This is a genomic window from Streptoverticillium reticulum (genome assembly GCF_047456005.1).
In the GTDB taxonomy this organism is placed as follows: Bacteria; Actinomycetota; Actinomycetes; order Streptomycetales; family Streptomycetaceae; genus Streptomyces; species Streptomyces reticulum.
Window position 1 is genome coordinate 5,095,776 of record NZ_CP179755.1, and the last position, 25,066, is coordinate 5,120,841.

The following is a 25,066-nucleotide window of genomic DNA, read 5'->3' on the forward strand; positions in this document are numbered from 1 at the left end:
AGACGAATGAGAGTCGTTTCGCGGCTTGTTGGCGGTCGGCCGGTCCGGGGGACGGTCGTCGCGGCGGGGGTCCAGCTGGCCGTCTCGGGCGTGGGGTTCGCGGTCTGTCTGCTGATCAATCACCATCTCGGCCATTCCGTCGGCTACTTGCTGCACCGGTGGGACAGCGGGCAGTACCTGAAGATCGCCGAACGCGGCTATCCCGGCTCGCTCCCGCTGCGCGACGACGGGACGCCCAGGTTCACCCGGCTCGCCTTCTTCCCGCTCGTCCCGGCGCTCGTCCGGGGCATGCACGTGGTGACGCGCCTGCCGTACGCGTACGCGGGGGTGGCGGTCTCCTGGTGCGCGGCCGCGCTGGCCGGGGCGGGGGCGTACCGGCTGGTCCGGGTGGTGGGCGGGAGCGCGGCCGCGGGGTACGCGTGCGTGGCGCTGTGGGCCGCCTCGCCCTACGCCTTCGCGCTGTGGGTGCCGTACTCGGAGGCGGTGTTCGCCGCGGTGCTGCTGTGGACGCTGGTGGCGCTGCTGGCGGGCCGCTGGCTGACGGCCGCGGTGCTGTGCGTGGTGGCCGGGACCGTGCGGCCGACGGCCACGGTGCTGGTGGGGACGGTGCTGCTGGCCGCCTGCTGGGCGCTGGTGCGGCGCCGCGGCGGGTGGCGGCCGTGGGCGGTGCTGGTGCTGGCCCCGCTGGGGCTGGCGGGCAGCTGGCTGTTCCTGGGCAGTCATGTGGGGCGTGCGGACGGCTGGTTCGAGGCGGAGAAGGCGTGGGGGCAGAGCTTCGACTTCGGGCGGGGCACGGCGCACGTCCTGAAGGGCATCCTGTTCTACCGGAACGTCCACGGCACCGACGACGTGCGGCACGCCGCCGTGTTCGCGCTGGTCCTGCTGACGGCCGTCGGGGTGCTGGCCCTGGCGCTGGACCGCACGGTGCCGTGGCCGCTGGTGGCGGCGCTCGCGGGGGCCTGGGTGCTGACGGTCGGGACGCCCGGCTCGCCGTTCTCCAAGCCACGTTTCATGCTGCCGTTCCTGCCGGTTCTGCTGCTGTTGGTGGCCCGGCCGCTCGCGCGTGCTCCGCTTGGCGTGCAGATCTGTCTCTACGGTGGGGGTGCGGTGGTCTCGGGTTGGTACGCGGCCGGGCTGCTCGTGGTGTTCGAGGGGTCGCCGTGAGGGGCGGCGCCGTGCGGCAGGCCGTGCACCGGGAGGGCCCGGAACACCCAGGCGCGGTAGGACCAGAAGCGGAACAGCGTGGCGGTCCCGATGCCGAGGAACTTGAACGCGTTGCTCTCGAAGGGCGTGTGCAGCCCGAAGCCGTAGGTGGCGACGTACAGGACGCCGTTCTCGACGACCAGCCCGGCGGCGCTGAAGGCCGCGAAGAGCAGGATCTCCCGGCTGCGCCGGCCGCGGTCGCGGTCGCGGTAGGTGAAGTGGCGCAGGCCGAGGTAGTTGAAGGCGATGGCGACGACGGTCGCGATCACGCTGCAGCGCACCACCGGCAGGCCGGTGACGCCCCGGCACAGGTTGAAGACCGCCAGGTTGACGAAGATCCCCAGCCCGCCCACGGTGCCGAACTTGGCGAATTCCTGACCGAGCGCCCGCAGCCCCGTCCGGGCGGGCGCGTTCTTCTTCCCGGGTTCCCTCGGTCGCAAGGGCCTCTCCCTGTACGGTCGCCACGCATAGCGGACATTGCGCACAGTGCGCGCAGACAACCGATTGTAGTGTAAATTGCCGCGGAAGATGACGCAGTGCGACGGTACGACGACAGCAGGCGACAGCAGGCGACGACAGCGAGGCCAGCGCATGACGAGGGACGAGGCATGACAGAGGCGGTACTGCTCGTCGGCGGCAAGGGGACCCGGCTCCAGCCGCTCACCATCAACACGCCGAAGCCGATGGTCCCGGCCGCCGGGGTGCCCTTCCTCGCCCACCAGCTGGCCCGCGCCAGAGCCGCCGGCGTCCGCCACGTCGTGCTGGCCACCTGCTACCTCGCCGAGGTCTTCGAGCCCTACTTCGGCGACGGCTCCGCCCACGGACTGCGGCTGACCTACGTCACCGAGGACGAGCCGCTCGGCACCGGCGGCGCCATCCGCGCCGCCACCCCCGCCCTCGAGGCCGGCCCCGGCGACCCCGTCCTCGTCCTCAACGGCGACATCCTCACCGGACTCGACGCCCGCGAGCTGCTGCGCCGCCACGAGCGGGCCCAGGCCGACGTCACCCTGCACCTGACCCGGGTCGCCGACCCGCGGGCCTTCGGGCTCGTGCCCACCGGCGCCGACGGGCGCGTGACCGCCTTCACCGAGAAGCCGCAGCGCCCCGAGGAGATCGTCACCGACCAGATCAACGCGGGCTGCTACGTCTTCCGGCGCGAGGTCATCGACGCCATCCCGGCGGGCCGCCCGGTCTCCGTCGAACGGGAGACCTTCCCCGGGCTGCTGGCCGGCGGCGCCCTGCTGCACGGGGTGGTCGACCCCGCGTACTGGCTGGACCTGGGCCGTCCCGCGTCCTTCATCCAGGCCTCCGCGGACCTCGTCCGCGGCATCGTGCACTCGCCGGCCGTGCCCGGGGAGCCCGGCGAGTGCCTGGTGCTGCCCGGCGCCCGCGTCGAGCCCGGGGCCCGGCTCGGCGGGGGCACGGTCGTCGGCGCCGGGGCCCACGTCGAGGCGGGCGCCGAGATCGACGGCTCCGTCGTCCTGGACGGCGCCCGTATCGGGGCGGGGGCACGGGTGCGGGCCTCGATGATCGGCACGGGCGCCCGGGTGGGCGCCCGGACCGTGCTCGACGGCGCCGTCGTCGGCGACCACTCCACCGTCGGCGCGGACAACGAACTGCGCGACGGAGCCCGCATCTGGTGCGGCACCGCCATCCCCGACGCGGCGATCCGCTACTCCGCCGTCTGAACCCCGAACCCGAGCCGTACCGGCGTACCGACAAGGATGGGCCCATGAGTGCTCCGCGCATCCCCGACCCCGGCAGACCGCTCCCCGGCGAATGGGGCCGCACCACGACGACCGTGGTGATGCCCACCTACAACGAGGCGGAGAACCTGCCCACCATGGCGGAGGCGCTCATGGCCCTCCCCCTGGAGGGCCTGCGGCTGCTGGTCGTCGACGACAGCAGCCCCGACGGCACCGGCGACATCGCCGAGCAGCTGGCCGAGAAGTACAACGAGCCCGGCCGCACCCGCGTCGGCGTGCTGCACCGCACCACCAAGGACGGCCTCGGCCGCGCCTACGCCGCGGGCATGGCCCGCGCCGTCGACGAGGGCGCCGCGTACGTGCTGCAGATGGACGCCGACGGCAGTCACCCGGCCGACAAGATCGCCGAGATGCTGGGCGTCGCCCTCGCCACCGGCGCGGACGTCGTCGTCGGCAGCCGCTACGTGCCCGGGGGCACCCTCTCCGACGCCTGGAAGGCGCACCGCAAGCTGCTCTCCCGCTGGGCCAACGCCTACGCCTCCACCATCCTCGGCACCCGCGTGCGCGACATCACCAGCGGCTTCAACCTGTGGAGCGCGGAGGCCCTGCAGACCATCGACCTCGCCTCCGTCGACAGCGCGGGCTACAGCTTCCAGGTGGAGACGAAGTACCGCGCGCTGCGCGCCGGTTTCACCGTCATGGAGGTGCCGATCCACTTCGAGGACCGGACCGCCGGGGAGTCCAAGATGAACCTCGCGGTCCAGCTCGAATCCGTCGCCATGCCCTGGCGGCTGCGCTCCAAGGCACTGCGCGCCCCCGGGGGACACGGACATCACCGCGCCCGCTGAGCGGTCACCGTGACCCCGCACCCCCTCGCCCTCCGGGCGGACCTCCCGCGGCGGGCGGCCACGGCCGCCGCCCTGCTGCTGGCCGTCCTGCTGCTGCTGATGGTGGTGCGGCTGCCCTGGTCCGGCGACCTGGGGATGCACGGCGCGGTGCTGGAGCGGCTGCGTACCGACCTGTTCCACCCCGGCAACCCGCTGGTGGACGCGGACACGCCCAGCCCCTACTACTCGCCGTGGACGGTCCTGCTGGCGCTGCTGGCCTCCGTGACCGGCTGGAGCACGTTCGCGGTGCTGCGGCTGGCGGGTCTGGCCGGTCTCGTCGTGCTCGGCAGCGGCATCCGTGCGTTCGTCCGCACGTTCAGCCGTGCACGCACAGCCGTGCCGCTTGCGCTGCTGTGCGTGCTGCTGCTGTACGGGGTGCGGCTGTTCGCGTGGAGCGGGGTGCCAGGGCTCACCTCGCTGGCGCTGACGCTTGCCTATCCGAGCACTCTGGCGCTCGGTATGGCGCTGCATCTGTGGGCCCTGTTGCGCACAGCCGTGGCCAAGGCTTGGCGGCTGCCCGCCTTCGCGGCGCTCGGGCTGCTGCTCGCCCTGGTGCTGCTGATCCATCCGTTCACAGGAGCCGTCGCCCTGCTGGGAGTTGCCGCCGTGCTGCTGGGTGCACGGCCGTGGCCCGGGCGTACGGTCCTGCTGCGGGCGGCTGTCGGGGGCGCCGTGACGGTGGCGGTGCTGCTGCTCTGGCCGTACTACTCCTTCTTCTCGCTGCTGGGACCGTCCGGCCTGGACGCCGTCCACCGGCCGCTGTACGGCCGACTGCCGCAGAAGTTCTGCCTGGTGGCCCTGGGCGGGGCGGCACTCGTGCTGCGCATGCGGCGCGACCGGCGGGACCCGTTGGTGCTGCTCTGCGCCCTGGGCCTGACGGTCTTCGCCGCGGGCTGGCTGTCCGGGCACTACGCCTGGGGACGCGTCCTGCCCGCCGTCCTGCTGCCCGCCCAGCTCGCCCTCGCCCTGGAGACCGCCGCGGCCGTGGAGTCCGGCGGCCCGCGCCGGCGCCGGGTCCTGGCCGCGGTCACGGCGACGGCCCTGCTGGCCGGGGCCTGGACGCAGGCCGGGGTGGTCTCGTACGTGCTGCGCCGCGAGGCCGTCCCGCCCGTGCTGCGCGGCGCCCCGGCGATCGCGCTGTGGCCGCGGTTCACCTGGGCCACGCGGCGGCTGCCCGCGGGGGCGACCGTGCTGACGGACGACTACTACGCCCTCCGCATTCTCCCCGCCTACGGGCCCTACACGGTCGCCCCCGCCTACCCCGATGTCTTCCTCCGTGACGAGAAGCAGCGCCGGGACGCCACCCGGCGCTATTTCGCCCCTGCCACCTCCCGGGCCGAACGGCTCGGCATCCTCAAGGAGTTCGACGTGCGTTGGGTGTTGCAGAAGAGCGGCGGCTCGGGCCTGCCGCAGGACGACCCGGCCCTGCGCACGGCCGCCCGGGGGCCGGGCGGGCTCGCGCTGCTGGAGGTCGTGGCCCGGTGAGCGCGCCCGCAGCCGTCCCGGATCCCGTCGCCCCGCTGCCGGAGGCCGGCGCCGTCCCCGCATCCGGTGACGACTTCTCCCGCTGGCTGTGCGCCAGGACGTCGCGTCCGGTCTCCGTCGCCGCGGTGCTGCTGCTCGCGCTGAGCACGGTACGGGCGTACGCGAAGGAGGCCATCGGCATCGACAACGACGTGGTGGTGCGTGCCGCCCGGACCCTGCTGGAGGGCGGCTCGCCCTACGCGGACCGGCGGTTCCTGTACCTGCCGGGGGCCGCCTTCGCGGCGCTGCCGCAGACGCTGCTGAGCGAGCGTCTGCTGTTCTACGCGGTACCGGCCGTGACCGGGCTGTTCGTCGCGCTGTCGCTGATGCCGGCGCTGGCCCTCTTCGACGTCCGGGCCGACAGCCGGCTCGCGGCCGCGCTGGCGGCCGGGACGGCGCTGTTCCTGCCGTTCCACAGCATCGTCTCGCTCGGCAACTGGACGGTCGTCTCCGTGGCGGCCTTTCCTCTGGCGCTGCTGCTGGCGCGGCGCGGGCGGTGGGAGGCGGCGGCAGGGGTCGTGGGCGCGTCCATCGCGCTGAAGCCCATGCTCGTGCCCGTTCTGCTGCTGTTCGTCCTCGCCCGGAAGTGGCGGGCCCTGATCTGGGCGGTGACGCTGCCGGCCTCCGTGTCCCTGGTCGCGGCGGTCGCGATGCCGCGCCCGGAGCTGTTCTTCACCCGGACGCTGCCGTTCCTGCTGCACGGCCAGGACGCGTACGCGCGACCGTTCGACGCGTCGTGGCCCGCGGTGCTGGAGCGGGTGGGCATGCCGCACCCGGTGGCCCTGGGGCTCGCGGTGGTGGTGTCGCTGGTGGTGCTCGGGTGTGCCGCGGTGCGCTGGAGGTGCGGGGGAGAGAAGGGGCTGCGGTTGGTGGAGACGGCGTCGTTGCTGATGCTGGCGGCGTTCCTCGGGTCGCGGCCGTCCTTCCTCAACTACGCGCTGGTGGTGGTGCCGTCGCTCGCGGCGTCGGTGGTGGTGCGCGCGGCGGCGGTGCGGTCGGTGTGGTTCTGGATGGTGCTGGTGCCGCAGCTCGGCGGGGTGCCGTGGCCCGGGGTCGAGAGCGCACGGCGGCACGCCTTCAAGGACATCGTCATGTACACGGGGATGGCGGCGGTGCTGGGGCTGGCGGCCTTCCGAGCCTGGCGGCGGAAGGGGGGTCTGGTCACTGTCAGTGGCGATGGTTACTCTCTGTGTAGTGATCCCGCTGCAGGGAATCGTCCCGAAATGAGGTGACCCGTGTCCACTGCTCCGCCTGAACAGCCCCGGCCCTGCCCCGACGTCAGCGTGGTCGTGATCGTCCACAACGACGCCGGGCGGCTGCCCCGCGCCGTGCGCTCGGTCCTCGGGCAGTCGCTGCGCAACCTCGAAGTGATCGTCGTCGACGACTGCTCCACCGACGGCACCCCCGCCGCCGCCCGCGCGCTGGCACAGGCCGACCCGCGGGTGCGCCTCCTGCGCCTGCCCGTCAACAGCGGCGGCTGCGGCACCCCGCGCAACGCGGGCATCGACGCCGCGCGGGCCGGATACCTGATGTTCCTCGACAGCGACGACGAACTCCCGTACCACGCCTGCAAGTCACTGCTGCTCACGGCCGAGGAGACCGGCGCGGACTTCGTCACCGGCGAAGTCACCCGGTACGCCGAGGAGACCGGCACCGAGGGCCTCTGGTACCCCGAACTCTTCGCGGACGTCCGCCTCGTCGAGGGCATCCGCGCCGCCCCCGAGTACTTCCTCGACACCCTCTCCACCAACAAGCTCTACCGCGCGGACTTCCTCGTCCGTCACGGCCTGCGCTTCCCCGAGGGCCTGCACTACGAGGACGGGCTCTTCACCGCCCAGGCCTTCACCCTCGCGCGCACCTTCGCCGTCGTGCCCTGGCCCGTCTACACCTGGCGGCTCGCCGCCGGCCCGGACGCGCCGTCCATCTCCTCCAGCCGCCACAGCCTCCGCAACGCGACGGACCGCGTCACCGTGGCCCGCCTGGCCGACGCCTTCCTGGAGGAGACCGGCAACGCGGACCTCCGCCCGGCCAAGGACGCCAAGTTCCTCCGCCACGACCTGCGCCTCTACCTCGGCGACCTGCCGTTCCGCGACGAGCAGTGGATCGCGGGGTTCGCCGCGGCGGTCGCCCCCTGCCTGGACGGCATCGGCGCCGCGGCGCACGCAGCGATCCCGCGCGAGCAGCAGATCTGCCAACACCTCCTGCGCACAGGCCGGTTCGCCGAGGCCGCCGAATGCGCCCGCACGCTCGACCGCCCCCGCATCGCCCCCCGCCACGTCGTACGGGACGGCGACGGCCGGACGTACTGGGGCTCCGCCCTCCCCGGCGACGAGGCGACCGCCGCGGCCCTGGACATCACCGACTGGCACCTGGACGAACAGCCCTTCGCCACCGTCCCGTTGCGGCACGAGGCGGAGCGGCTCGGCCTCCGCGGCCCGGTCCTGCGGATCGCGCTCCGGACGTACGACCCCGGGCGGCTGCTCGACGGGCCCGTGCCCATCAGCGCGAAGCTGCGCCTCACCACGACCGCCGGCCCGCTCGCGGTGCCGTTCCGCTACGCACCGGCCGACGGCGACGGAGCCGTCCGCACCGCGGAGTTCGACGTCGACCTGCGGCGCGTCCCGCTCGGCCTCAAGGGGTTCCGGGGGTGGCGTCACCCCGTCGTCGTCCTCGGCAGGCTGGGCCTCACCCGCACCGATCCGGTGCTGGCCCCCGTCGGAACGGCCCCGCTGCAGGCCGCGTTGAGCCGTCATACGGTGCGCGTGGGCTGCGAGCAGCGCGGTGCCGGGCGGCTCCAGGTGGCCTGGGAGCGGACGGGCGCCCTCGCCCGGGCCGAGGCGGCCGCACCCCGGCTGGGCCCCGTGCCGCGCCGCATCCGCAGGCTCGCCCGCCGGGTCACCGGCACCCGCGCCAAGCAGCTCGCCCACCACGAGCTGTGCCGGCTCCCCGTCGACGACGGCCTGGCCGTCTTCGAGGCCCTGGAGGGCCGCGGCTACGCGGACAGCCCCCGCTACCTCCACGAGGAACTCCGCCGCCGCGGGCTCCCGTTGCGCATCGTCTGGTCGTACACCGGCAGCCGCGCCTCCTACCCCCCGGGCGTCGAGCTGGTCAGACGGGGCAGCTGGGAGTACCTCCGGGCCGTCGCCCGCGCCCGCTACTGGGTGGACTCGCACGGGTTTCCCAGACCGTTCCCCAAGCGCCCCGGCACCCGCTACCTCCAGACCTGGCACGGCCAGGCGTTCAAGCACATGGGCTTCGACGTCCCCGAACTGCGCCTCGCCGGCCCTGCACGACAGCAGCAGCACCGCGCCATGGTGGCCCGCTGGGACGCCCTGATCTGCCCCGGCGAGGAGTTCGAGCGCACCTTCGTCCGGGCCAACGAGTACACCGGCCGGCTGCTGCACACCGGCCTGCCCCGCAACGACGCGCTCGTCCGCTGGAACGACCCCGCCCAGCGCGACCGGGCCGCCGCCACCCTGGAGCGCCTCCAGATCCCCGACGGGCGCCGCGTGCTCCTCTACGCCCCCACCTTCCGCGACGGGGCACGCGACAGCGGCGCGTCGCTCCGCGTCGACCTGGCGGAGCTGGTGCGCGCCGTGGGCGAGGAGTGGACGGTAGTCGTCCGGCCGCACTACTACGAGCGGTACACCGTGCCGCGCGAACTGGGGCACGCGGTGCGCGACGGCCGGGAGTTCACCGACCTCAACGACCTGCTGCTCGCCTCGGACGCGTTGCTCACGGACTACTCGTCGGTGATGTTCGACTACGCCAATCTCGGCCGCCCCATCCTGCTCTACGCCGACGACTACGAGCAGTACCGGACGGCCGTGCGCGGCACGTACTACGACCTCCGGGAGATCGCCCCGGGTCCGATGTTCTCCCGGACCGGTGAACTGGTGGCCGCACTGAGGGACTTGGGGGCCGTCCAGGAGGAGTGGGCCGGGGCGTACGCCCGGTTCCAGGCGCGGTTCAACCCGCTGGAGACCGGGCGCGCGAGCAAGGACGTGGTGGATCAGTTCTTCTGCGAAGGGCGCGCGCCGTGCTGAACCTGTACCTCGTCGGCATCGACGTCGACTCCATGGGCGGCTCGCAGCGGGTGCTGCACACGCTCGCGCAGGGCTTCGCCGGCCGGGGCCACCGCGTGGAGCTGATCGGCATCCGGCCCAGCCCCGAACCGCACACGTACCACGCCGACCCCGGCTACGGGCACGCCACGCTGTACCGGTCCCCGGCGCCGCCCTCCTGGCAGGCGGGCTCGCTCGCCGAGCGGTTCAGCCCGGCCCGGCTGCGGGCGGCACGGGCCGCCCGAGCGGAGCGCGACCGGGCGCGGGAGCGGCTGGCGCGGCGGCTCGCCCGGGCGCCGGAGGGGTACGTCGTCATCGGCTCGCCGTGGGCGGCGGTGTGGCTGGAGGGGGTGCCGCGGCCGCCCGGGCTGAAGGGGATCGGGCAGTACCACGAGTCGTACGCCCAGGCGTGTCACACGCCCAACCTCCGGCTGATCCTGAAGCATTACCCCGCCCTGGAGAAGGCGCTCTTCCTGAGCGAGGCGGACGCGGCGGAGTTCCGCCGGAGACGGCTGCCGAACGCGGGGGTGATGCCGAATCCACTGCCGTTCGAGCCGGCCGGGGACGCGCCGCTGGACACGCGGCGCGTGGGGGCCGTCGGGCGGCTCGATCCGGTCAAGCGGCTGGACCGGCTGATCGAGGCCTTCGCGGCCGCGACTGCCGAAGTCCCGGGCTGGGAGCTCCACTTCTTCGGCGACGGCCCGGAGGAGCCGGGGCTGCGGGCGCTGGCCGCGCGCCTGGGCGTCGCGGACCGGGTCCGCTTCCGCGGCACGGTGCGCGACATGGCCGCGGCCTACCGGGAGCTGTCGCTGGTGGCCCTGACGAGCGAGCGCGAGGGCCGGCCGATGGCCCTGGCGGAGGCGGCTGCCGCCGGGGTGCCGTGCGTGAGTTTCGATCTGTCGGGCGGAGTACGGGAGTTGGTGGTGCAGGGGAGGACGGGGGCGCTGGTCCCTCCGGGGGATGCGGAGGCGTTTGCGTGCGCGTTGCGCGAGCTGATGGCGGATGCGGGGCTGCGGGTGCGGTACGGGCAGGCGGCCCGGGCCCATGTGGCGCCGTTGCGCCTGGGGGCGGTGCTGGATCGGTGGGAGGGGCTGTTCGATGAGATTCGGCGCTGAGCGCTTCGTTTGGCGGGCGGTTCTTCGGGTGCGGGTCCGATTCGGCTGGTCGCGCAGTTCCCCGCGCCCCTGCGGGGCGCGACCCCCTACGTCAACGGAACCACCCCCGCATCCTCCGTACCACCACCCCCACCGCCCCCCGTACCCCCGGTGCAAGGCGCAGGGCCAGGGAGCCTGTTGCCGTGGCGTACGGCTGGGCCAGGAGGACGCCGTGCCGGGCGCTCGGGAGGATCGTCCGCCGCAGCCCGGGGCCCGTCGCCCGGACCGCCGTGCGGAGCGGGGCGCCGCCGCGCCCGCAGTGGAGGCGCACCCGTACGTCCCAGACCTGCGTCCCGCCCCCGGAGCCCTGTGCGGCCAGTGCGCCCAGGCCGAAGTACAGGCGCGCTCCCCACACGGCCGGGCCCTCGGGCGTCAGCGGGGCGGCGTACGCGACGGCCGGCTCGCCGCCCCGCAGGCGCAGTTCCACCGTCACCTTCCGCGGTCCGGCCTGGGCCAGCCGCCCGTAGAGGTCGTGCACCCGCAGCCGCAGCTCCGCCCGTGCCGGGCCGGTCCGCAGTCCGGCGTCCACCGTCACCGGCAGCCGCCGCACCGGCTTCGCGCCGGGCCCCGTGAGCCCGTCGAGGACGACCGCCGGCAGGTCGTGGGCCCATACCGGCAGCCCGGCGACCGCCGCGTACGGCGGCAGCAGCCGGGCGGGGCGGGCGGCCAGCTGGGCCAGCCGCTCCAGGTCGCGCGGCGCCCCGGCCGCCAGCAGCACCCGGGCGATCCAGCGCGCGGGAGCGCGGGCCGCCGCGAACTCGGCCTCCCCGTACGCGGCCAGGCAGCCGCGCGCCACGCGCCACCAGGCGCGCCGGTACGCGGGTCCGCGGGAGGGCAGTTCGCGGACGTACATGCGCAGGTCGTGGTCGAGGAACTTCACCCGCGCGGCCTGCGCGAGCGCCGTGCCGCCCGCGCCGCGGAGGATCTCCACGGCGTGCTGGTGGGCGAGGACGCGGGCCTGCCAGTTGCCGATGCGGTCCCGGTCGAGGGAGAGCGAGGGCCGGTCCGTGTTCCGGCGCACGTGCCAGATGTAGACCGCGTCGGGGACGGTCGCCACGCGCGGGCCCGCTGCCAGCACCCGGGCCGTGAAGACGAAGTCCTCGTAGCGGTAGGGCCCTTCGGGGAAGGCGATGCCGTTCCCGGTGAGGAAGGCGCGCGCGTAGAGCTTGTTGACGCAGAGGGTGTCGGGCAGCAGGGCCGCGTGCGCCTCGGGCCGGTCGTGGACGGCGGCCGTGCGGTAGAGGCCGGGCTGCCAGCGGGTGTCGCGCCGCTGGGGGAGCTCCCGGCGTACGCACAACCCGGCCGCCACGGGTGCGTCGTGCTGCAGCGCGGCGCGCAGCAGGGCGGCGGCCGCGCCCGCGGGGAGCACGTCGTCGCTGTCCAGGAACATCACGTACGGCGAAGTCGCCGCGCGCAGCCCGTCGTTGCGGGGAGTGCCGCAGCCGCCGCTGTTGACGCTGCGGTGGACGACCCGCAGCCGGGGCTCCCGGGCGGCCAGCCGGTCGAGGATGGCGCCGGTGCCGTCGGTGGAGGCGTCGTCCACGGCGACGACCTCGGCGACGACCGGCCCCTGTGCCAGGGCGGAGCGCACCGCCGCGCCGATGTGCCGGGCGTCGTCGAAGCCGATGACGATCACGCTGATCCGCGCGGCGGGCAGGTCCGGGGCCGAATCCAGGTCCGGGGCCGGGTCCGGAGTGCCGACGGCGGGAGTTCCGTCGTCGTTCACGTTCGCGATCACGAAATACATCTTTATCCGACAGGTCCGACAAATATGTCTCATCGGGGAACGACGCACGCGCAAGGGGCGGACATGGCACGGACGACTGCACAGCGGCTGCGGGGGCGGTTGCCCGCCGTGACCCCGGAGAGGGCGGGCCGGGCCGCCGCCGTCCTGGCGCCCGCCGCCCTCATGGCCGTCCTCGGCCTGTGGGGCCTGGACCGCGGCACGATGTGGCGGGACGAGGGCGCCACCTTCCAGGTCGCGTGCCGCTCCCTGCCCGAGATCGCGCACCTGCTCGGCACCGTCGACGCCGTGCACGGCCTCTACTACCTGTTCATGCACGCCGTGCTGGCCCTGCACGCCGACGAGGTCACCCTGCGGCTGCCGTCCGTCGCGGCTGCCGCCGCGACCGCCTCCCTGACCGCGGCGATCGGCTGTCGCCTGGCCGGTCCCCGGGTCGGGCTGTGGGCCGGACTGCTCTACGCGGCCACCCCGTTCGTCAGCCACTACGCGCAGGAGGGCCGGTCGTACGCCCTCGTCGCGGCGGGCGCGGCGCTGGCGACGTGGCTGCTGCTGAGGGCCGTCGAGCGCGGCGCGTCCGGCTGGTGGGCGGGCTACGGCGCGGTGGTCGGGGTCACGGCGCTGCTGCACGAGTTCGCGATCCTGCTGCTGGCCGCACACGCCGTCACGCTGCTGGTCTCCCGCGTGCCCTGGTCCGTCTGGCGGGGCTGGTGCTGCGCGGCCCTGGCCGCCTGCGCGCTGCTCGCGCCGCTGGCGGCGCTCTCGCAGGGCCAGAGCGAGCAGGTCTCCTGGCTCCGCACGCCCGGCTACGAGCAGGCCAAGGCCCTGCTCTACGCCTTCGCCGGCCCCGGGGACCTTGTCCTGGCCGTGACGCTCCTGCTGATCGCCGTCGGCGTCCTTCTCCCCCTGCCCCGCACCGGGCCGCTCCCGCTGCACGCGGTGGCCCTGCCGCTGGCGGTCGTCCCGCCCGTCCTGCTGTACGCCGCGTCCCAGCAGCAGCCGTTGTTCCTCGACCGCTACCTGCTGTTCTGCCTGGCGGGGGTGCCGCTGCTCGCCGCCGCCGGGGCCGAGCGGCTGCTCGTGCTGCTGCCGTGGCGGGGCGTCGCCGTGGCGGTGGGAGTGGCGGCCGTGGCGGGGGCGTTCGTGTGGCAACTGCCCTTCCAGGAGCGGGAGCGGCTGCCGTCGAGCCGGGGCGACGAGCCGGCCCGGGTGGCCACGGCGGTCGGGGCGGTGGCCCGGCCGGGCGACGCGGTGCTGTTCCTGCCGCACTACGAGCGGCGCATAGCGCTCTTCTACCCGAGCGACTTCACCGGTCTGAAGGACCTCACCCTCAAACGCTCGGCCGCCGCCTCCGGCACCCTCTTCGGCGAGGACGTGAGCAGCGGGGAGCTCCGCGCCCGGCTGGCGCGGCTCTCCCCGAGCGAGCGCGTGTGGGTGGTGTGGGACACCAACACGGTCGGCACCCGCTGGTTCCGCGCCCAGCGCGCGGAGTACGCCAAGTCGCGGGTGCTGGGCGCGCTGTACCGGGAGGAGTCGTCGGTGTACGTGCACGGCGGCGCGGTGTCGCTGTACGTGCGGCGGTGAGCGCGGCCGGCTCCGCCGTCACTTCACCGCGCCCGCCATGACGCCGCTGACGAACTGGCGCTGGAAGGCGAAGAAGACCGCCAGCGGAACGACCATCGAGAGGAAGGCGCCCGAGGCGAGGATGTCGACGTTGTCGCCGAACTGCCGTACCTGCTGCTGCAGGGCGACGGTGATCGGCGGGTTGCCGCTGTCCGCGAAGATCAGCGCGACGAGCATGTCGTTCCACACCCACAGGAACTGGAAGATCCCCAGCGAGGCGATGGCCGGTCCGCCCAGCGGCAGCACCACCCGGGTGAACAGCCGCAGTTCGCCCGCCCCGTCCAGCCGGGCGGCCTCCAGCAGCTCGCGGGGGATCTCGGCGAAGAAGTTCCGCAGCAGGAAGACCGCGAACGGCAGCCCGAAGGCGGTGTGGAAGAGGACCACTCCGGGGGTGGTCTCGAAGATGCCCAGCGCGTTGAAGAGCTTCGCCACCGGGATCAGCGCCACCTGCACCGGCACCACCAGCAGTCCCACGACCACCATGAACCACCCGTCCCGGCCGGGGAAGTCCAGCCAGGCGAAGGCGTATCCGGCGAGCGCCCCGATCAGGATCACCAGCACCGTCGCCGGGACGGTGATCAGGGCGGTGGTCAGCAGGGAGTGGATGACCTTGGAGTTGTGGAAGAGCGTGCTGTAGCTGGACGTCGTCAACTGTGCCGGGTGGACGAAGACCTGCCACCAGCCCGAGGCCGCGATGTCCGAGCGGTCGCGCAGCGAGGACAGCAGCAGGCCCACGGTCGGCGTCAGCCACAACAGGCCGGTCAGGACGAGGAAGAGGCGCAGCAGTCCGCCGCCGGCGCGGGCGGCGATCCGGGCCGGCAGCGACGGCCGGGCGGGCGCGGTGGTGTGCGGGTGCGTGGTGGTCATCGGCGCTGCTCCCGTTCCCTGCGGATCCGCCGGAGGTTGACGTACATCACCGGCAGGACGAGCAGCAGCAGGAAGACCGCGATCGCGCTGCCCACGCCCTGGTTGACGTCCGTGCCGAACGACGACTGGTACAGCTGGAGGGCGAGGACGTTGGCGTCGTGGAGGCTGGAGCCGGGGGCGATGATGTAGACGAGGTCGAAGATCTTCAGAACGTTGATCATGAGCGTGACGACGACCACCGCCAGCACGGGCGCCAGCAGCGGCACCGTCACCCGGCGGAAGACCTGCCACTCGTTGGCGCCGTCCACCCGCGCCGCCTCCAGCAGTTCGCGCGGCACGCTCGCCAGGCCCGCCGCGATCAGCACCATGGCGAAGCCGGCCCACATCCAGATGTAGGCGCCGATGATGGACGGCGTCACCAGGGACGGGCCGAGCCAGTCGACCCCGCCGTAGGCGGAGGCGAAGTTCGCGGCGGGCAGGCGCAGTTGCGCACCGTCCGCGGCGGCGGGCAGGGTGAACGTTCCGTCGGCGGCGGTCGTCGCCGAGGCGACGGTCGTGGCGCCCTTCACCGCCTCGACCTTCATGCCCGACAGGGCCTTTTCACCGGGGTCGATGCGGCCCGGCGTCCCGCCGCCTCCCCGGGTGAAGTCCATCCACACCGTCCCGGTGACCTTCCCGGGCACCGCCTTCGCCGGGGCCGCCTGGTGCGCACCGCCCACGTCCTCCGGCTTGACGGCCACGAGGGGCAGCAGCACGGGGGCGCCGGCGTGGGCCGGTGTCCGCGTCGTGAACGCACCGCCGCTGCTCGCCGCGAGGTCCGCGTTCGGGCGCGGGTGGGCGCCGGGGTAGGGCGCGGGCGCGGCGAAGGTGTCGTGGATGCCGACCCACACGGCGTTGGCGACGCCGCGGTCGGGGTTCTGCTCGTACACCAGCCGGAAGATGATGCCCGCGGCCAGCATCGAGATGGCCATCGGCATGAAGACCACCAGCTTGAACGCCGTTCCCCAGCGCACCCGTTCGGTCAGCACCGCGAAGACCAGGCCGAGGGCGGTGGCGACGGTCGGGGCCACGACGACCCAGATGACGTTGTTCTTCAGGGCCGTACGGATCCGGTCGTCCGAGAAGACCTCGTGGTAGTTGCCGAGGCCGACGAAGCCGTGGCCCGAGGCGTCGAAGAGGCTGCGGTAGACGGAGTAGCCGATGGGGTAGACGACGAGGGCGCCGAGCAGGGCCAGCGCGGGCAGCAGGAAGCAGGCGGCCGCCCAGGGGCGGGTGCCGAGCGCTCCGCGGGCCTTGCGGGTTCGTGTGACGCGTGTGCCGTGCGTGGTGGAGGCCACGGGACCGCTCCCGTCAGCTCTTGAACGCCTTGGCCGCGTCGTCCTCCAGTCTCTGCTGGATGCCCGCGACGTCGGAGGGGTTCTTCAGGAAGTCCTGGAGGTCCTTCCACTCGCCCTGTCCCGGCTTGCCGCCGAAGGCGGCGGGCGCCTGGTCGGACATGTCGAAGCGGAAGCCGTCGCCGGCGCCGACGAGGGCCTTCGCGATCGAGCGCTGGACGTCGTCCGGGTAGACGGCGAGGTCCAGGTTCCTGTTCGCCGAGACGAAGCCGCCCTGGTGGGCCCAGATGGCGGCCGCGTCCGGCGAGGCCAGGAAGGTCAGCAGGGCCTGCGCCGCCTGCCCGTCCTTGAGCGCCACGCCCACGTCGCCGCCGGTCACCACCGGGGGCTCGGCCCCGACCGCGGGGAAGGGGAAGACCTTGGCGTCGGTGCCGATGGACGCCTTGGCCGCGGTGACGTTGGCGGCGGCGAAGTCGCCCTCGTAGACCATGGCGGCCTTGGCCTTGTCGCCACCGGCGAAGACCTGGGTGACGGACGTGGGGAACTGCGTCTGCAAGGCGCCCTCGTTGCCGCCGGCGAGCAGCTCCTTCTTGCCGAACAGCCGGCCCAGCGTGGTCAGCGCGTCCTTGACGGACGGGTCCGTCCACTTGATCTTGTGGGTGGTCAGGGCGTCGTACTTCTCGCGGCCCGCCTGGGACAGGTAGACGTTCTCGAACCAGTCGGTGAGCGTCCAGCCGTCCGCTCCGCCGACGGAGACCGGGGAGACCCCGTAGTCGGCGATGGCCTGCGCGGTGCGCAGGAACTCCGGCCACGTTCTGGGCTCCTTGGCGCCGGCGGCGCCGAATATCTTGGCGTTGTACCAGACCAGGGACTTGTTGCTGGTCTTGAAGTACACGCCGTACTGCTTGCCCCGATCCGCCCCGAGGTCCTGCCAGCCCTTGGCGAAGTTCTTGTTCAGCTCGGCGGTGGTGCCGGCGGAGAGCGGCTTGAGCCAGCCCTTCTGTGCGAACTCGCGCAGGACGCCGGGCTGTTGCAGCATCGCGACGTCGGGCGGGTCGCCACCGGCGATCTTGGAGCCGACGAACGACGACATGTCGTCGCCACTGGGCACGAAGGAGACGTCGGCGCCGGTGCGCTGGTGGAACTCGTCCAGCACCTTGGTGAAGTTCTGCTGCTCGACGCCGGTCCAGACGGCGGTGACCTTGAGCTTCTGGCCGGTGAGCCTGGGGAGTTGGAGGGTGTGGGGGACGGCGGATGCGCTCTTGTCGCCCTTGGTGTCTTTGTCGGTGCTGCCGCTACTGCAGCCGGCGGCGGTCAGGACGACCGCCGTGGCCAGAGCGAGTAATGGTGCCGTACGCATGACCGGACCTCCCCGTGACCGCACTCCCGTGCGACAAGTCGTACGCCGGGGAGGCGGTTGCCGCAATAGTGCGTGCGGGGTGCCGTCTCCTGGAGGCTGCCGCCCCCGGGGTTGCTGTTGTCGCGGCTCCGCCGCTCGTCCTCAAACGCCGGACGGGCTGAAATCAGCCCGTTGGGGGCACCTCCCAGCGTTGGCTGGGGGGTGAGGACCGGGGTTCGGGGCGGAGCCCCGAGAAGCGGCGAAGGGGTGGGACCGGGGCCTCAACTTCCCTCACAGCAACGGCGGAGCCGCCTGTACCCCCGCCGACTGCGCAGCGCGCTGCAACGCGCTGGCCAGCAGGGCCAGGTCGGTCGGGCCGTTCCCCAGTTCCCGTACCGGGCGGCGGGCCGGCGGGTCGCCCATGCGCTGCCAGTCCAGGGCCACCACCGTCGGGCGGAGCGTCGCCGTGCGCGGGATGCGGCCCGTGACGCGGCCCGCCTGGAACGGTGTCACGCCTCCGTCGTCCGGCCGCTGCAACCGGCCCCGGCCGGGCGCCGGTTCGCCGTCGGCTCCGGAGCCGGTGCCTTCCGCCGCCGGGGCGATCTCCAGCGTCGCCCGCAGCCCAGCCCGTTCGACCGCGGCCGTCTCGGCCGTACGGTCCGGACGCCCGGACGCGGCGATCAGATGCACGCCCAGTCGCCCGCCGTCGCGGGCCACCGCCTCCAGTGCCCGGACCACCGAGCCGGCCGCCGGGCGGCCCGTGCTGCCCAGGGCGGGGGCGACCAGGGCGTCGAAGTCGTCCACGAGGACGACGAGCCGGGGCAGCGCCGTCTCCGCTGTCCGCGTCGGACCGCCGCGCTGCGTCCGCAGCTTGAGCGTGCCGCTCGGCGGGGAATCCAGGTCGCCGCCCCGCGCGCCCACGACGCCGGGGGCGTCGGGCGCCGGGGGAGCGGGGTTCCGGTCGTGCCATGCGCAGAAGTCGAGCGTGCCCAGCAGCTCCGCGCGCCGCTTGAGCTCCGAGGCGAGCGCCTGCGCGAACTCCCGCATGCGCACCGGGTCGGACGCGGCCAGGTACGTGGACACGTGCGGCAGGTCCGTACACATGCGCAGGCCCTCGCCGCGCTCGGCGGCGGCGCCGTCGACGAGGACGAGCGACAGCCGGTCGGGGCGGTCGGCGGCCGCCAGCGAGGCGGCGAGCGAGCGCAGCAGCTCGGTCTTGCCGCTGCCGGGCCCGCCCTCCACCAGCAGGTGCGGGCCGTCGCCCGCGAGGTCCACGGCGAGCGGGCCGTGCGGCCCGGCGCCGAGCACGGCGACGGCCCGGCCGCCGGGCCGGGCCCCGCGGTCGGTCGCGGCCGCCCAGCGGGCGGTGAGCGAGGCGGGCGTGGCGCGGGCGAGCCCCAGCTCGTCCAACAGCCGTGCCGCGCGCGGCAGTACGGCCGCCACGCGGGCGCCCCCGTCGGCACCGGCTCCCTCCGCCATGCGCAGCGGGGCCAGCGCCCGGGCGAACCGCTCGGCCCACGCGGCCGACACCGCGTCCACGGCGGCGACGAGTGTCGTGCCCGCGACGGCCGGCACCACCGCCGGCACGACGGGGCCCTGCGAACCCGCCGGGGCGCGCTGGATGACCTGCACCACCGTGGCCACGTCACCGCTGAGCAGGGCCACCGCCCCGCACTGGGCGAAGGCGGGGGAGGCGGCCTGGGCCGTGGCGAGGGTGGCCGACACGGGGGAGGAGGGCGTGGTGGCCGGGGCCTCCGCCAGGCAGACGACGTGGATGCCGGCCGCCGCGCCGCTCCCGGCCAGCCGGGCGACGGTGTCCCGCAGCGCCGTCGAGCCCGGGTCGCCGTCGACGATCAGCACGGTGTACGGGCCGCGGTGCTGCACGGCCGCCGCGGCCACCGCCTCGGGGGGCGCCGTGGCCCAGCCGGGGCCCAGCGGGCCGTCGTCCAGGCGGCGTACGAGCTCGGCCGTGCGGGCCTCGGCCTGCTCGCGGTCGTACGCGAGGAGCAGCCGGCAGTCCTGCCCGTGCGCGGGCCGCGTGTGCGGCAGCCAGCCGAGCCAGGACCACTCGGCCAGTCGCTCCTCGGCGGGGCGCGCGCGGTCCGCGCTGATCAGCACGTACTCCAGGGTGGCCGGGCGGTGCAGGGCGGCCAGCTGGGACAGCACGGACCGGGCGAGCCCGGACAGCCGCTCGCGCGGCCCGGCGAGGCCGAGGGCGCCGGCCTGACGCAGCGAGACGGTGACGGGCACGGAGGGCAGCAGGCCGCGGTCGGCCGTGCCCAGCCGGACGGTGAGCAGGTCGGGGTGGTGCGGGCCGCGCTCCCACAGGTGCGGCCCGGGCCCGAGGGCCGTCAGCAGCACGGCGGCCGGATCGGGCCAGCGCCCGCGCAGTGCGGCGGCGGTGGCGAGTGCCTGTCCGGCCTCGCTCTCCGGCCCGTCCGCCTCGGGGTCCTCGCCGCTTCCGCGCTGCGCCGTGCCCCGCCCGGTGGCGAGCCGCCGGGCCCAGGCCCCTATCCCGCGGCCGAGCTTGCCGCGCCGCGGCTCGGCGGGGTCGTCCACGTCCGGATCCGCGTCGACGGCGAGGGGCAGGCCGCGGCCGCCGAGGGTCTCGGGGCTGGGGTCGTCGTGGCCGCCGGGGGTGAAGGAGGCGGAGCCGACGCCGCGGACGGTCCCGGCGGCGCCGGGCGTGTGGCCGGCGTAGCCGGAGTGGGCGGGCGCGGGGCGGCGGACGGTGCCGCCGTCGAAGCCGAGAGTACCGGTGGCATAGCCGGTGGGGGCGGTGGACGGCAGGTGGCCGGGCTGCTCGAAGTCGCCGGTGCGGGGCGGCTGTTCGGAGGGCGGGGCGGCCTGCGGGGGGATCGTCGCCCTGGCCGCCGCCGGGGGCCGCTGCGCCTCGGGCGCGGGCATCGGTGCGGGCACCGCTGCCGGTTCGGCGGCGGTCGCCTGTGCGGGCACTCCCGGGACGGCCGCGGCCGTCAGGGGTGCTTCTCTCCCGCCCGGTGCGGGAACGGGGCTGTGCGGCAGGGGAGTTCCCGTGCGGCCCTCCGTCGCGGTCTGCTGTCCGGGCAGCTTGACGGACTGCTCCGCCGAGGCCAACTGCCCCACGCGCAGATGCCCTTCGCCGTCCGGTACCGCCGGCAGCACCCGCGGAGTCGCCTCCGGTGCGTCGCCGCCGGGCCCCGCGTGGAGGATCAGGGTCGACTCGCCGACCCGCAGCAGCGAGCCGGGAGGAAAGGGGACGGCCCGGCCGTCCACGCGCTCGCCGTTGAGGACCGTGCCGTTCGTCGAGCCCAGGTCGTGCAGGGTGATGCTGCCGTCCTCGTCGGACAGGGTGACCGCGCAGTGCAGCCGGGAGACGTCCGGATCGTCCAGCGGGACGTCCGCCCCGCTGGAGCGGCCCACCCGCACCTCGCCCCCGTGTAGCAGGTGCACACCGCCCGCGTCGGGGCCGGAGACGACGTGCAGCCGGGCCGCGGACTCGGGGACGCCGGACAGCAGGACGCCCGCGTGCCGCTCGGGGTCCGCCGGGGCGTTCAGGGACAGGACGGCGCCGTCGATCAGCGGCGGCTCGCCGAGGGCGCAGCGCTGCGGGTCGAGGCGCTCGGTGCCGGCGTAGACCGCGACGGCACCCGTGCCGAGGTCGGAGCCGGCCGCGGCGACGGCGGCCGCGAGGCCGCTCGCGACACCGGCGAGGGCGGTGCCCACGGGGGCCGTGACCAGCACGTCGCACGAGACGTGGGCCGCCGCGGCGGCGCTGTGGGTGTGGCCGCCGAGCGGCCCGAGGACGGTCAGCCGGATCTGCATCGCCGTCAACGGTCCCTTCCTGCCCCCGCCGGCCGGGCGGGGCGGCTCTCCCCCTCCGGCCGTGCACGAGCGCGTCGGCACGTACAGGTCACCACGTCGCGCGGGGCCTCCCGCTCCCTCCCCGCCGCATCCGTGCTGCGAGCATCCTCGCACCTGCTGCCGACAACGCGCCCGGCGAGAGCCAATTCGTGATCTTGAACGACCCTCCGAGGATGGAGGCACTATCGCGCCACTGTCAGCCGGTGGCCGATTTGTTCTCTCCTGTGTGCTGCATGTGTCCGCGGACAGGCTTGTTTCTTGCGCTTTATTGCCGAAACCGTGCGGTCGCCCCGGCCGTCCGCCACGCCGTCGGCAACCATCCCCGCTCCCGTCGCGTCTTCCCCGTAAGCCCGTGGCGTCGCATCCGAATCACGGCCGCCGACGGCCCCCGGACCGGCACTACAGTGGGCGAAAGGCCGGGCGAGAGAACCGGTCCGATCCAGCAGATCACGACCAGGGAGCGCATGACGTGCGGCCGGTAGGCAGCAAGTACCTGCTCGAGGAGCCGCTCGGGCGCGGAGCTACGGGCACCGTCTGGCGAGCCCGCCAGCGGGAGGCGGCCGGTGCCGAGGCCGCCGTCACCGGGCAGCCCGGCGAGACCGTTGCGATCAAGGTCCTCAAGGAGGAGCTGGCCCATGACGCCGACGTCGTCATGCGGTTCCTGCGCGAGCGCTCCGTCCTGCTGCGGCTGACCCACCCCAATATCGTCCGCACCCGCGACCTCGTCGTCGAGGGCGATCTGCTGGCGCTCGTCATGGACCTGATCGACGGCCCGGACCTGCACCGCTACCTGCGCGACAACGGCCCGTTCACCCCCGTGGCCGCCGCCCTCCTCACCGCCCAGATCGCCGACGCCCTGGCCGCCAGCCACGCCGACGGCATCGTGCACCGCGACCTCAAGCCCGCCAACGTCCTCCTCAGGAGCGACGGCGGACAGATGCACCCGATGCTCACCGACTTCGGCATCGCGCGCCTCGCGGACTCCCCGGGCCTCACCCGCACCCACGAATTCGTCGGTACGCCCGCGTACGTCGCGCCCGAGTCCGCCGAGGGCCGTCCGCAGACCTCCGCCGTCGACATCTACGGCGCGGGCATCCTGCTCTACGAACTGGTCACCGGCCACCCGCCGTTCGCGGGCGCGACCGCGCTCGAGGTCCTGCACCAGCACCTCAGCGCCGAGCCGCGCCGCCCCACCACCGTCCCCGAGCCGCTGTGGACGGTCATCGAGCGCTGCCTGAGCAAGCGGCCCGAGGTGCGGCCCAGCGCCGAGAACCTCGCCCGCGCCCTGCGCGTCGTCGCCTCGGGCGTCGGGGTGCACGCCTCCCCGGCCGAGGCCGAGGCGGCCCTCGGGGTCGCCGCGCTCCTCGCGCCCGACCCGCAGCCGGCCACGGTGCCGGGCACGGGCCTGGGCACCGGCGCCGGCCTCCCCGGCTCCGGCGACGCCGACCCCACGCAGGTGCTGTCGGCGCAGCAGCCGGGCGGCTACGACCCGAACGCCGCGACCAGCGTCCTGCCGAGCACCGGCCCGAACGCCGACCCCACCCAGGTGCTGCCGCCCACCGGCCCCGCCGGCGGGGAGGGCGGCGACCCCACCCGCGTCATGCCGCCCGTCCCGCCCGGGGCCCCGCAGGCCGACGGCCCGCACCCGTGGCAGACGCAGATGGCCGCCGCCCGCGACCGCAACGAGCAGACGCAGCTGCAGTACCTCGATCCCGCCGAGGACCCGCTGCGCCGCCGCCCCACGCGCCGCGAGGCCCAACAGCAGCAGTACGGCGGCCGGTCCGGGCAGCCGGGGCAGCCGTACGGGCAGCAGGGCTACGCGCAGCAGTACCCGCCCCAGCCGCAGCCCTACGCGCCGCAGCCCCAGCAGCAGCGTCCGCCCCGGCGGCAGCAGCCGCAGCCTCAGCCGCAGCGGTCCCAGCGGCAGCAGCAGCCGCGCTACCAGCAGTCCGCCCCGCAGCCGTACGCCCCGCCGCAGGCCCCCGAGCCGGTGCCGCGCCGGGAGCCGCGCCCGCCGCGGCAGCGCAGCGCGAACCCCATGCGGATCCCGGGTCTGGGCTGCCTCAAGGGCTGTCTGTTCATGATCGTCCTGCTGGTCGTCGGCTCCTGGCTGCTCTGGGAGTTCACCCCGCTCAAGACGTGGGTGGCCGACGGCAAGGGGTACTGGGACACGCTCTGGACCTGGGGCACCGCCATCAAGGACTGGGTGTCGAATCTCGGTTCCCACGGGTAGCCCCGCACGCCCCGCGACCTGGCGGTCCAGCCGGTGACGCCGTCGATATGTCGACACCGGCAGGGGTTTTTCTGCATCGCCGGTGACGGTTGGCAGTAGCTTGGTCGCCAGCGCGCCAGTGGCAGGACGGCCGGATGACGGCCGGATGACGGAGGAGTCGGGGAACAGTCTTGGCACGGAAGATCGGCAGCCGGTACACCGCCCACCAGGTTCTGGGCCGTGGCAGTGCCGGGACGGTGTGGCTCGGCGACGGTCCCGAGGGACCGGTCGCGATCAAGCTCCTGCGCGAGGACCTCGCCTCCGACCAGGAGCTCGTCGGCCGCTTCGTCCAGGAGCGCGCGGCCCTCCTCGGTCTCGACCACCCGAACGTGGTCGGCGTCCGCGACCTCGTCGTCGACGGCGCCGATCTCGCGCTCGTCATGGACCTCATCCGCGGGACGGACCTGCGCACCCGGCTCGACCGCGAGCGCCGCCTCGCGCCCGAGGCCGCGGTCGCCATCGTCGCCGACGTCGCGGACGGGCTCGCCGCCGCGCACGCCGCCGGCATCATCCACCGCGACGTCAAGCCGGAGAACGTCCTGCTGGACATGCAGGGCCCGCTCGGCCCCGGCGGCGCGCACCAGGCACTGCTGACGGACTTCGGCATCGCCCGCCTCGTCGACTCCCCGGGCGGCGGCCCCGGCGGCCGTTCCACGGGCCAGCGCAGCATCATCGGGACCCCGGACTACCTCGCCCCCGAGATCATCGAGGGCCTGCCGCCGCGCGCGTCCGTCGACGTCTACGCGCTGGCGACCGTCCTCTACGAGCTCCTGGCCGGCTTCACGCCGTTCGGCGGCGGACACCCGGGCGCGGTGCTGCGGCGGCACGTGACGGAGACGGTGGCGCCGCTGCCGGGCATCCCCGACGAGCTGTGGCAGCTCGTCGTGCAGTGCCTCGCCAAGGCCCCCGCCTCACGGCTGCGGGCCACCGAGCTGGGGGCGCGGCTGCGGGAGCTGCTGCCGTCGCTGGCCGGGCTGCCGCCGCTGGACATCGACGAACCGGAGGAGCCGGCGGCCGCCGCCCGCCCGGATGCGGGTGCCGCGGTGCCCGCGCCGGCCGCATCCGGCGAGCCGCAGCGGCGGGGCGCGGTGCCGCTGGTGCCGGGCGGGGTGCCCGACTCCAGCCGGGACACGCACACCAGCATGCGGGTGCCGGCCCCCGAGGAACTCGCGGGCGGCCCGCACGGCACGGCCCGCACCCCGCGCGCCGCGGGCGAGCCGCGGGCGGGCTCGGCCCGCCACCGGACTCCTGCGGAGCTCGCCGCGCGGCGCAAGCGGATCCGGCTGGGCGCCGTGGCCGTCGCGGTGGCCGCCGCGGCCGGGGTCGGCGGCTGGTTCGCCGCCGACCACGATGGCGGGGGCGATGCGAAGCCCGGTGTGCACCGGACGGAGCGGACGCCGTAGTCCGGGGGTGCCGCGGGGTGGTTGCGGCCGGTGGTTCGGGTTGTGCCCACCCTCCCCCAGCTACCGCTGGGAGGTGCCCCCAGCCCTGCGGAACGCCTGCCCACAA

General features: G+C 74.7%; 16 protein-coding genes. 10 read left to right on the forward strand and 6 right to left on the reverse strand.

Features of this window, described 5'->3' with window-relative positions; all coding sequences use genetic code 11:
- The first annotated feature begins 6 nt into the window (after positions 1–6).
- The gene (locus tag ACMATS_RS23240; RefSeq protein ID WP_414168919.1) at positions 7–1,164 is read left to right on the forward strand and encodes a hypothetical protein; all 1,158 of its coding nucleotides are present in this window, start codon (positions 7–9) and stop codon (positions 1,162–1,164) included.
- On the opposite strand, the gene ACMATS_RS23245 is transcribed toward ACMATS_RS23240, so the two are convergent.
- The gene (locus ACMATS_RS23245; RefSeq protein WP_390781965.1) at positions 1,092–1,643 is read right to left on the reverse strand and encodes a GtrA family protein; all 552 of its coding nucleotides are present in this window, start codon (positions 1,641–1,643) and stop codon (positions 1,092–1,094) included. The two genes, ACMATS_RS23240 and ACMATS_RS23245, sit on opposite strands and share 73 nt — an antisense overlap.
- Positions 1,644–1,811: 168 nt before the next feature.
- Between ACMATS_RS23245 and ACMATS_RS23250 the strand changes: the two genes are divergently transcribed.
- The 6 genes from ACMATS_RS23250 to ACMATS_RS23275 are packed head-to-tail and all read left to right on the forward strand — an operon-like array spanning position 1,812 to position 10,499.
- The gene (locus ACMATS_RS23250; protein WP_390781966.1) at positions 1,812–2,891 is read left to right on the forward strand and encodes a sugar phosphate nucleotidyltransferase; all 1,080 of its coding nucleotides are present in this window, start codon (positions 1,812–1,814) and stop codon (positions 2,889–2,891) included.
- Between the two features lie 44 nt (positions 2,892–2,935).
- Positions 2,936–3,757, forward strand: coding sequence for a polyprenol monophosphomannose synthase (locus ACMATS_RS23255; RefSeq protein WP_414168920.1), 822 nt, complete (start codon positions 2,936–2,938; stop codon positions 3,755–3,757).
- A 9-nt stretch (positions 3,758–3,766) separates the two neighbouring features.
- Positions 3,767–5,281, forward strand: coding sequence for a hypothetical protein (locus ACMATS_RS23260; RefSeq protein ID WP_390781968.1), 1,515 nt, complete (start codon positions 3,767–3,769; stop codon positions 5,279–5,281).
- Positions 5,278–6,552 (forward strand): glycosyltransferase family 87 protein, encoded by a 1,275-nt coding sequence (locus ACMATS_RS23265; RefSeq protein WP_414168921.1) that lies wholly within the window; start codon positions 5,278–5,280, stop codon positions 6,550–6,552. Before ACMATS_RS23260 ends, ACMATS_RS23265 begins: the two co-directional genes overlap by 4 nt.
- A gap of 3 nt (positions 6,553–6,555) precedes the next feature.
- Positions 6,556–9,366, forward strand: coding sequence for a CDP-glycerol glycerophosphotransferase family protein (locus ACMATS_RS23270; protein WP_414168922.1), 2,811 nt, complete (start codon positions 6,556–6,558; stop codon positions 9,364–9,366).
- A complete protein-coding gene (locus tag ACMATS_RS23275; protein ID WP_390781971.1) occupies positions 9,360–10,499 on the forward strand; it encodes a glycosyltransferase in 1,140 nt (379 codons plus the stop codon). Before ACMATS_RS23270 ends, ACMATS_RS23275 begins: the two co-directional genes overlap by 7 nt.
- A gap of 91 nt (positions 10,500–10,590) precedes the next feature.
- Here the strand turns inward: ACMATS_RS23275 and ACMATS_RS23280 are convergent, their stop codons facing one another.
- Positions 10,591–12,276 (reverse strand): glycosyltransferase family 2 protein, encoded by a 1,686-nt coding sequence (locus tag ACMATS_RS23280; RefSeq protein WP_414168923.1) that lies wholly within the window; start codon positions 12,274–12,276, stop codon positions 10,591–10,593.
- A gap of 72 nt (positions 12,277–12,348) precedes the next feature.
- Here ACMATS_RS23280 and ACMATS_RS23285 point away from each other — a divergent pair, with 72 nt between their 5' ends.
- Positions 12,349–13,863, forward strand: coding sequence for a glycosyltransferase family 39 protein (locus ACMATS_RS23285; protein WP_414168924.1), 1,515 nt, complete (start codon positions 12,349–12,351; stop codon positions 13,861–13,863).
- A gap of 18 nt (positions 13,864–13,881) precedes the next feature.
- On the opposite strand, the gene ACMATS_RS23290 is transcribed toward ACMATS_RS23285, so the two are convergent.
- The 4 genes from ACMATS_RS23290 to ACMATS_RS23305 all read right to left on the reverse strand — a co-directional run bounded on the left by ACMATS_RS23290 (position 13,882) and on the right by ACMATS_RS23305 (position 21,246).
- Positions 13,882–14,769 (reverse strand): carbohydrate ABC transporter permease, encoded by an 888-nt coding sequence (locus ACMATS_RS23290; protein ID WP_390781973.1) that lies wholly within the window; start codon positions 14,767–14,769, stop codon positions 13,882–13,884.
- On the reverse strand, positions 14,766–16,106 hold the full coding sequence (locus ACMATS_RS23295) for a carbohydrate ABC transporter permease (RefSeq protein WP_390781974.1): 1,341 nt from the start codon (positions 16,104–16,106) through the stop codon (positions 14,766–14,768). Before ACMATS_RS23295 ends, ACMATS_RS23290 begins: the two co-directional genes overlap by 4 nt.
- Positions 16,107–16,119: 13 nt before the next feature.
- Positions 16,120–17,463 carry an ABC transporter substrate-binding protein gene (locus ACMATS_RS23300; protein ID WP_414168925.1) on the reverse strand — a complete coding sequence of 448 codons (1,344 nt, stop codon included), beginning with the start codon at positions 17,461–17,463 and terminating at the stop codon, positions 16,120–16,122.
- 270 nt (positions 17,464–17,733) lie between these two features.
- A complete protein-coding gene (locus ACMATS_RS23305; RefSeq protein WP_414170774.1) occupies positions 17,734–21,246 on the reverse strand; it encodes an FtsK/SpoIIIE domain-containing protein in 3,513 nt (1,170 codons plus the stop codon).
- Between the two features lie 508 nt (positions 21,247–21,754).
- On the opposite strand from ACMATS_RS23305, the gene ACMATS_RS23310 reads away from it, so the two are divergent.
- Both ACMATS_RS23310 and ACMATS_RS23315 read left to right on the forward strand, forming a co-directional pair.
- A complete protein-coding gene (locus ACMATS_RS23310; protein ID WP_414168926.1) occupies positions 21,755–23,518 on the forward strand; it encodes a serine/threonine-protein kinase in 1,764 nt (587 codons plus the stop codon).
- Between the two features lie 170 nt (positions 23,519–23,688).
- Positions 23,689–24,960, forward strand: a complete 1,272-nt coding sequence (locus ACMATS_RS23315; RefSeq protein WP_414168927.1) for a serine/threonine-protein kinase — start codon at positions 23,689–23,691, stop codon at positions 24,958–24,960.
- Positions 24,961–25,066: the final 106 nt, after the last annotated feature.

What these genes read in the sequence shown, in the direction of transcription:
- ACMATS_RS23240 (WP_414168919.1), top strand. Translation starts at nt 7, where the DNA reads ATGAGAGTCGTTTCGCGGCTTGTTGGCGGTCGGCCGGTCCGGGGGACG.
- ACMATS_RS23250 (WP_390781966.1), top strand. Translation starts at nt 1,812, where the DNA reads ATGACAGAGGCGGTACTGCTCGTCGGCGGCAAGGGGACCCGGCTCCAG.
- ACMATS_RS23255 (WP_414168920.1), top strand. Translation starts at nt 2,936, where the DNA reads ATGAGTGCTCCGCGCATCCCCGACCCCGGCAGACCGCTCCCCGGCGAA.
- ACMATS_RS23285 (WP_414168924.1), top strand. Translation starts at nt 12,349, where the DNA reads ATGGCACGGACGACTGCACAGCGGCTGCGGGGGCGGTTGCCCGCCGTG.
- ACMATS_RS23290 (WP_390781973.1), bottom strand. Translation starts at nt 14,769, where the DNA reads ATGACCACCACGCACCCGCACACCACCGCGCCCGCCCGGCCGTCGCTG.
- ACMATS_RS23300 (WP_414168925.1), bottom strand. Translation starts at nt 17,463, where the DNA reads ATGCGTACGGCACCATTACTCGCTCTGGCCACGGCGGTCGTCCTGACC.
- ACMATS_RS23305 (WP_414170774.1), bottom strand. Translation starts at nt 21,246, where the DNA reads ATGCAGATCCGGCTGACCGTCCTCGGGCCGCTCGGCGGCCACACCCAC.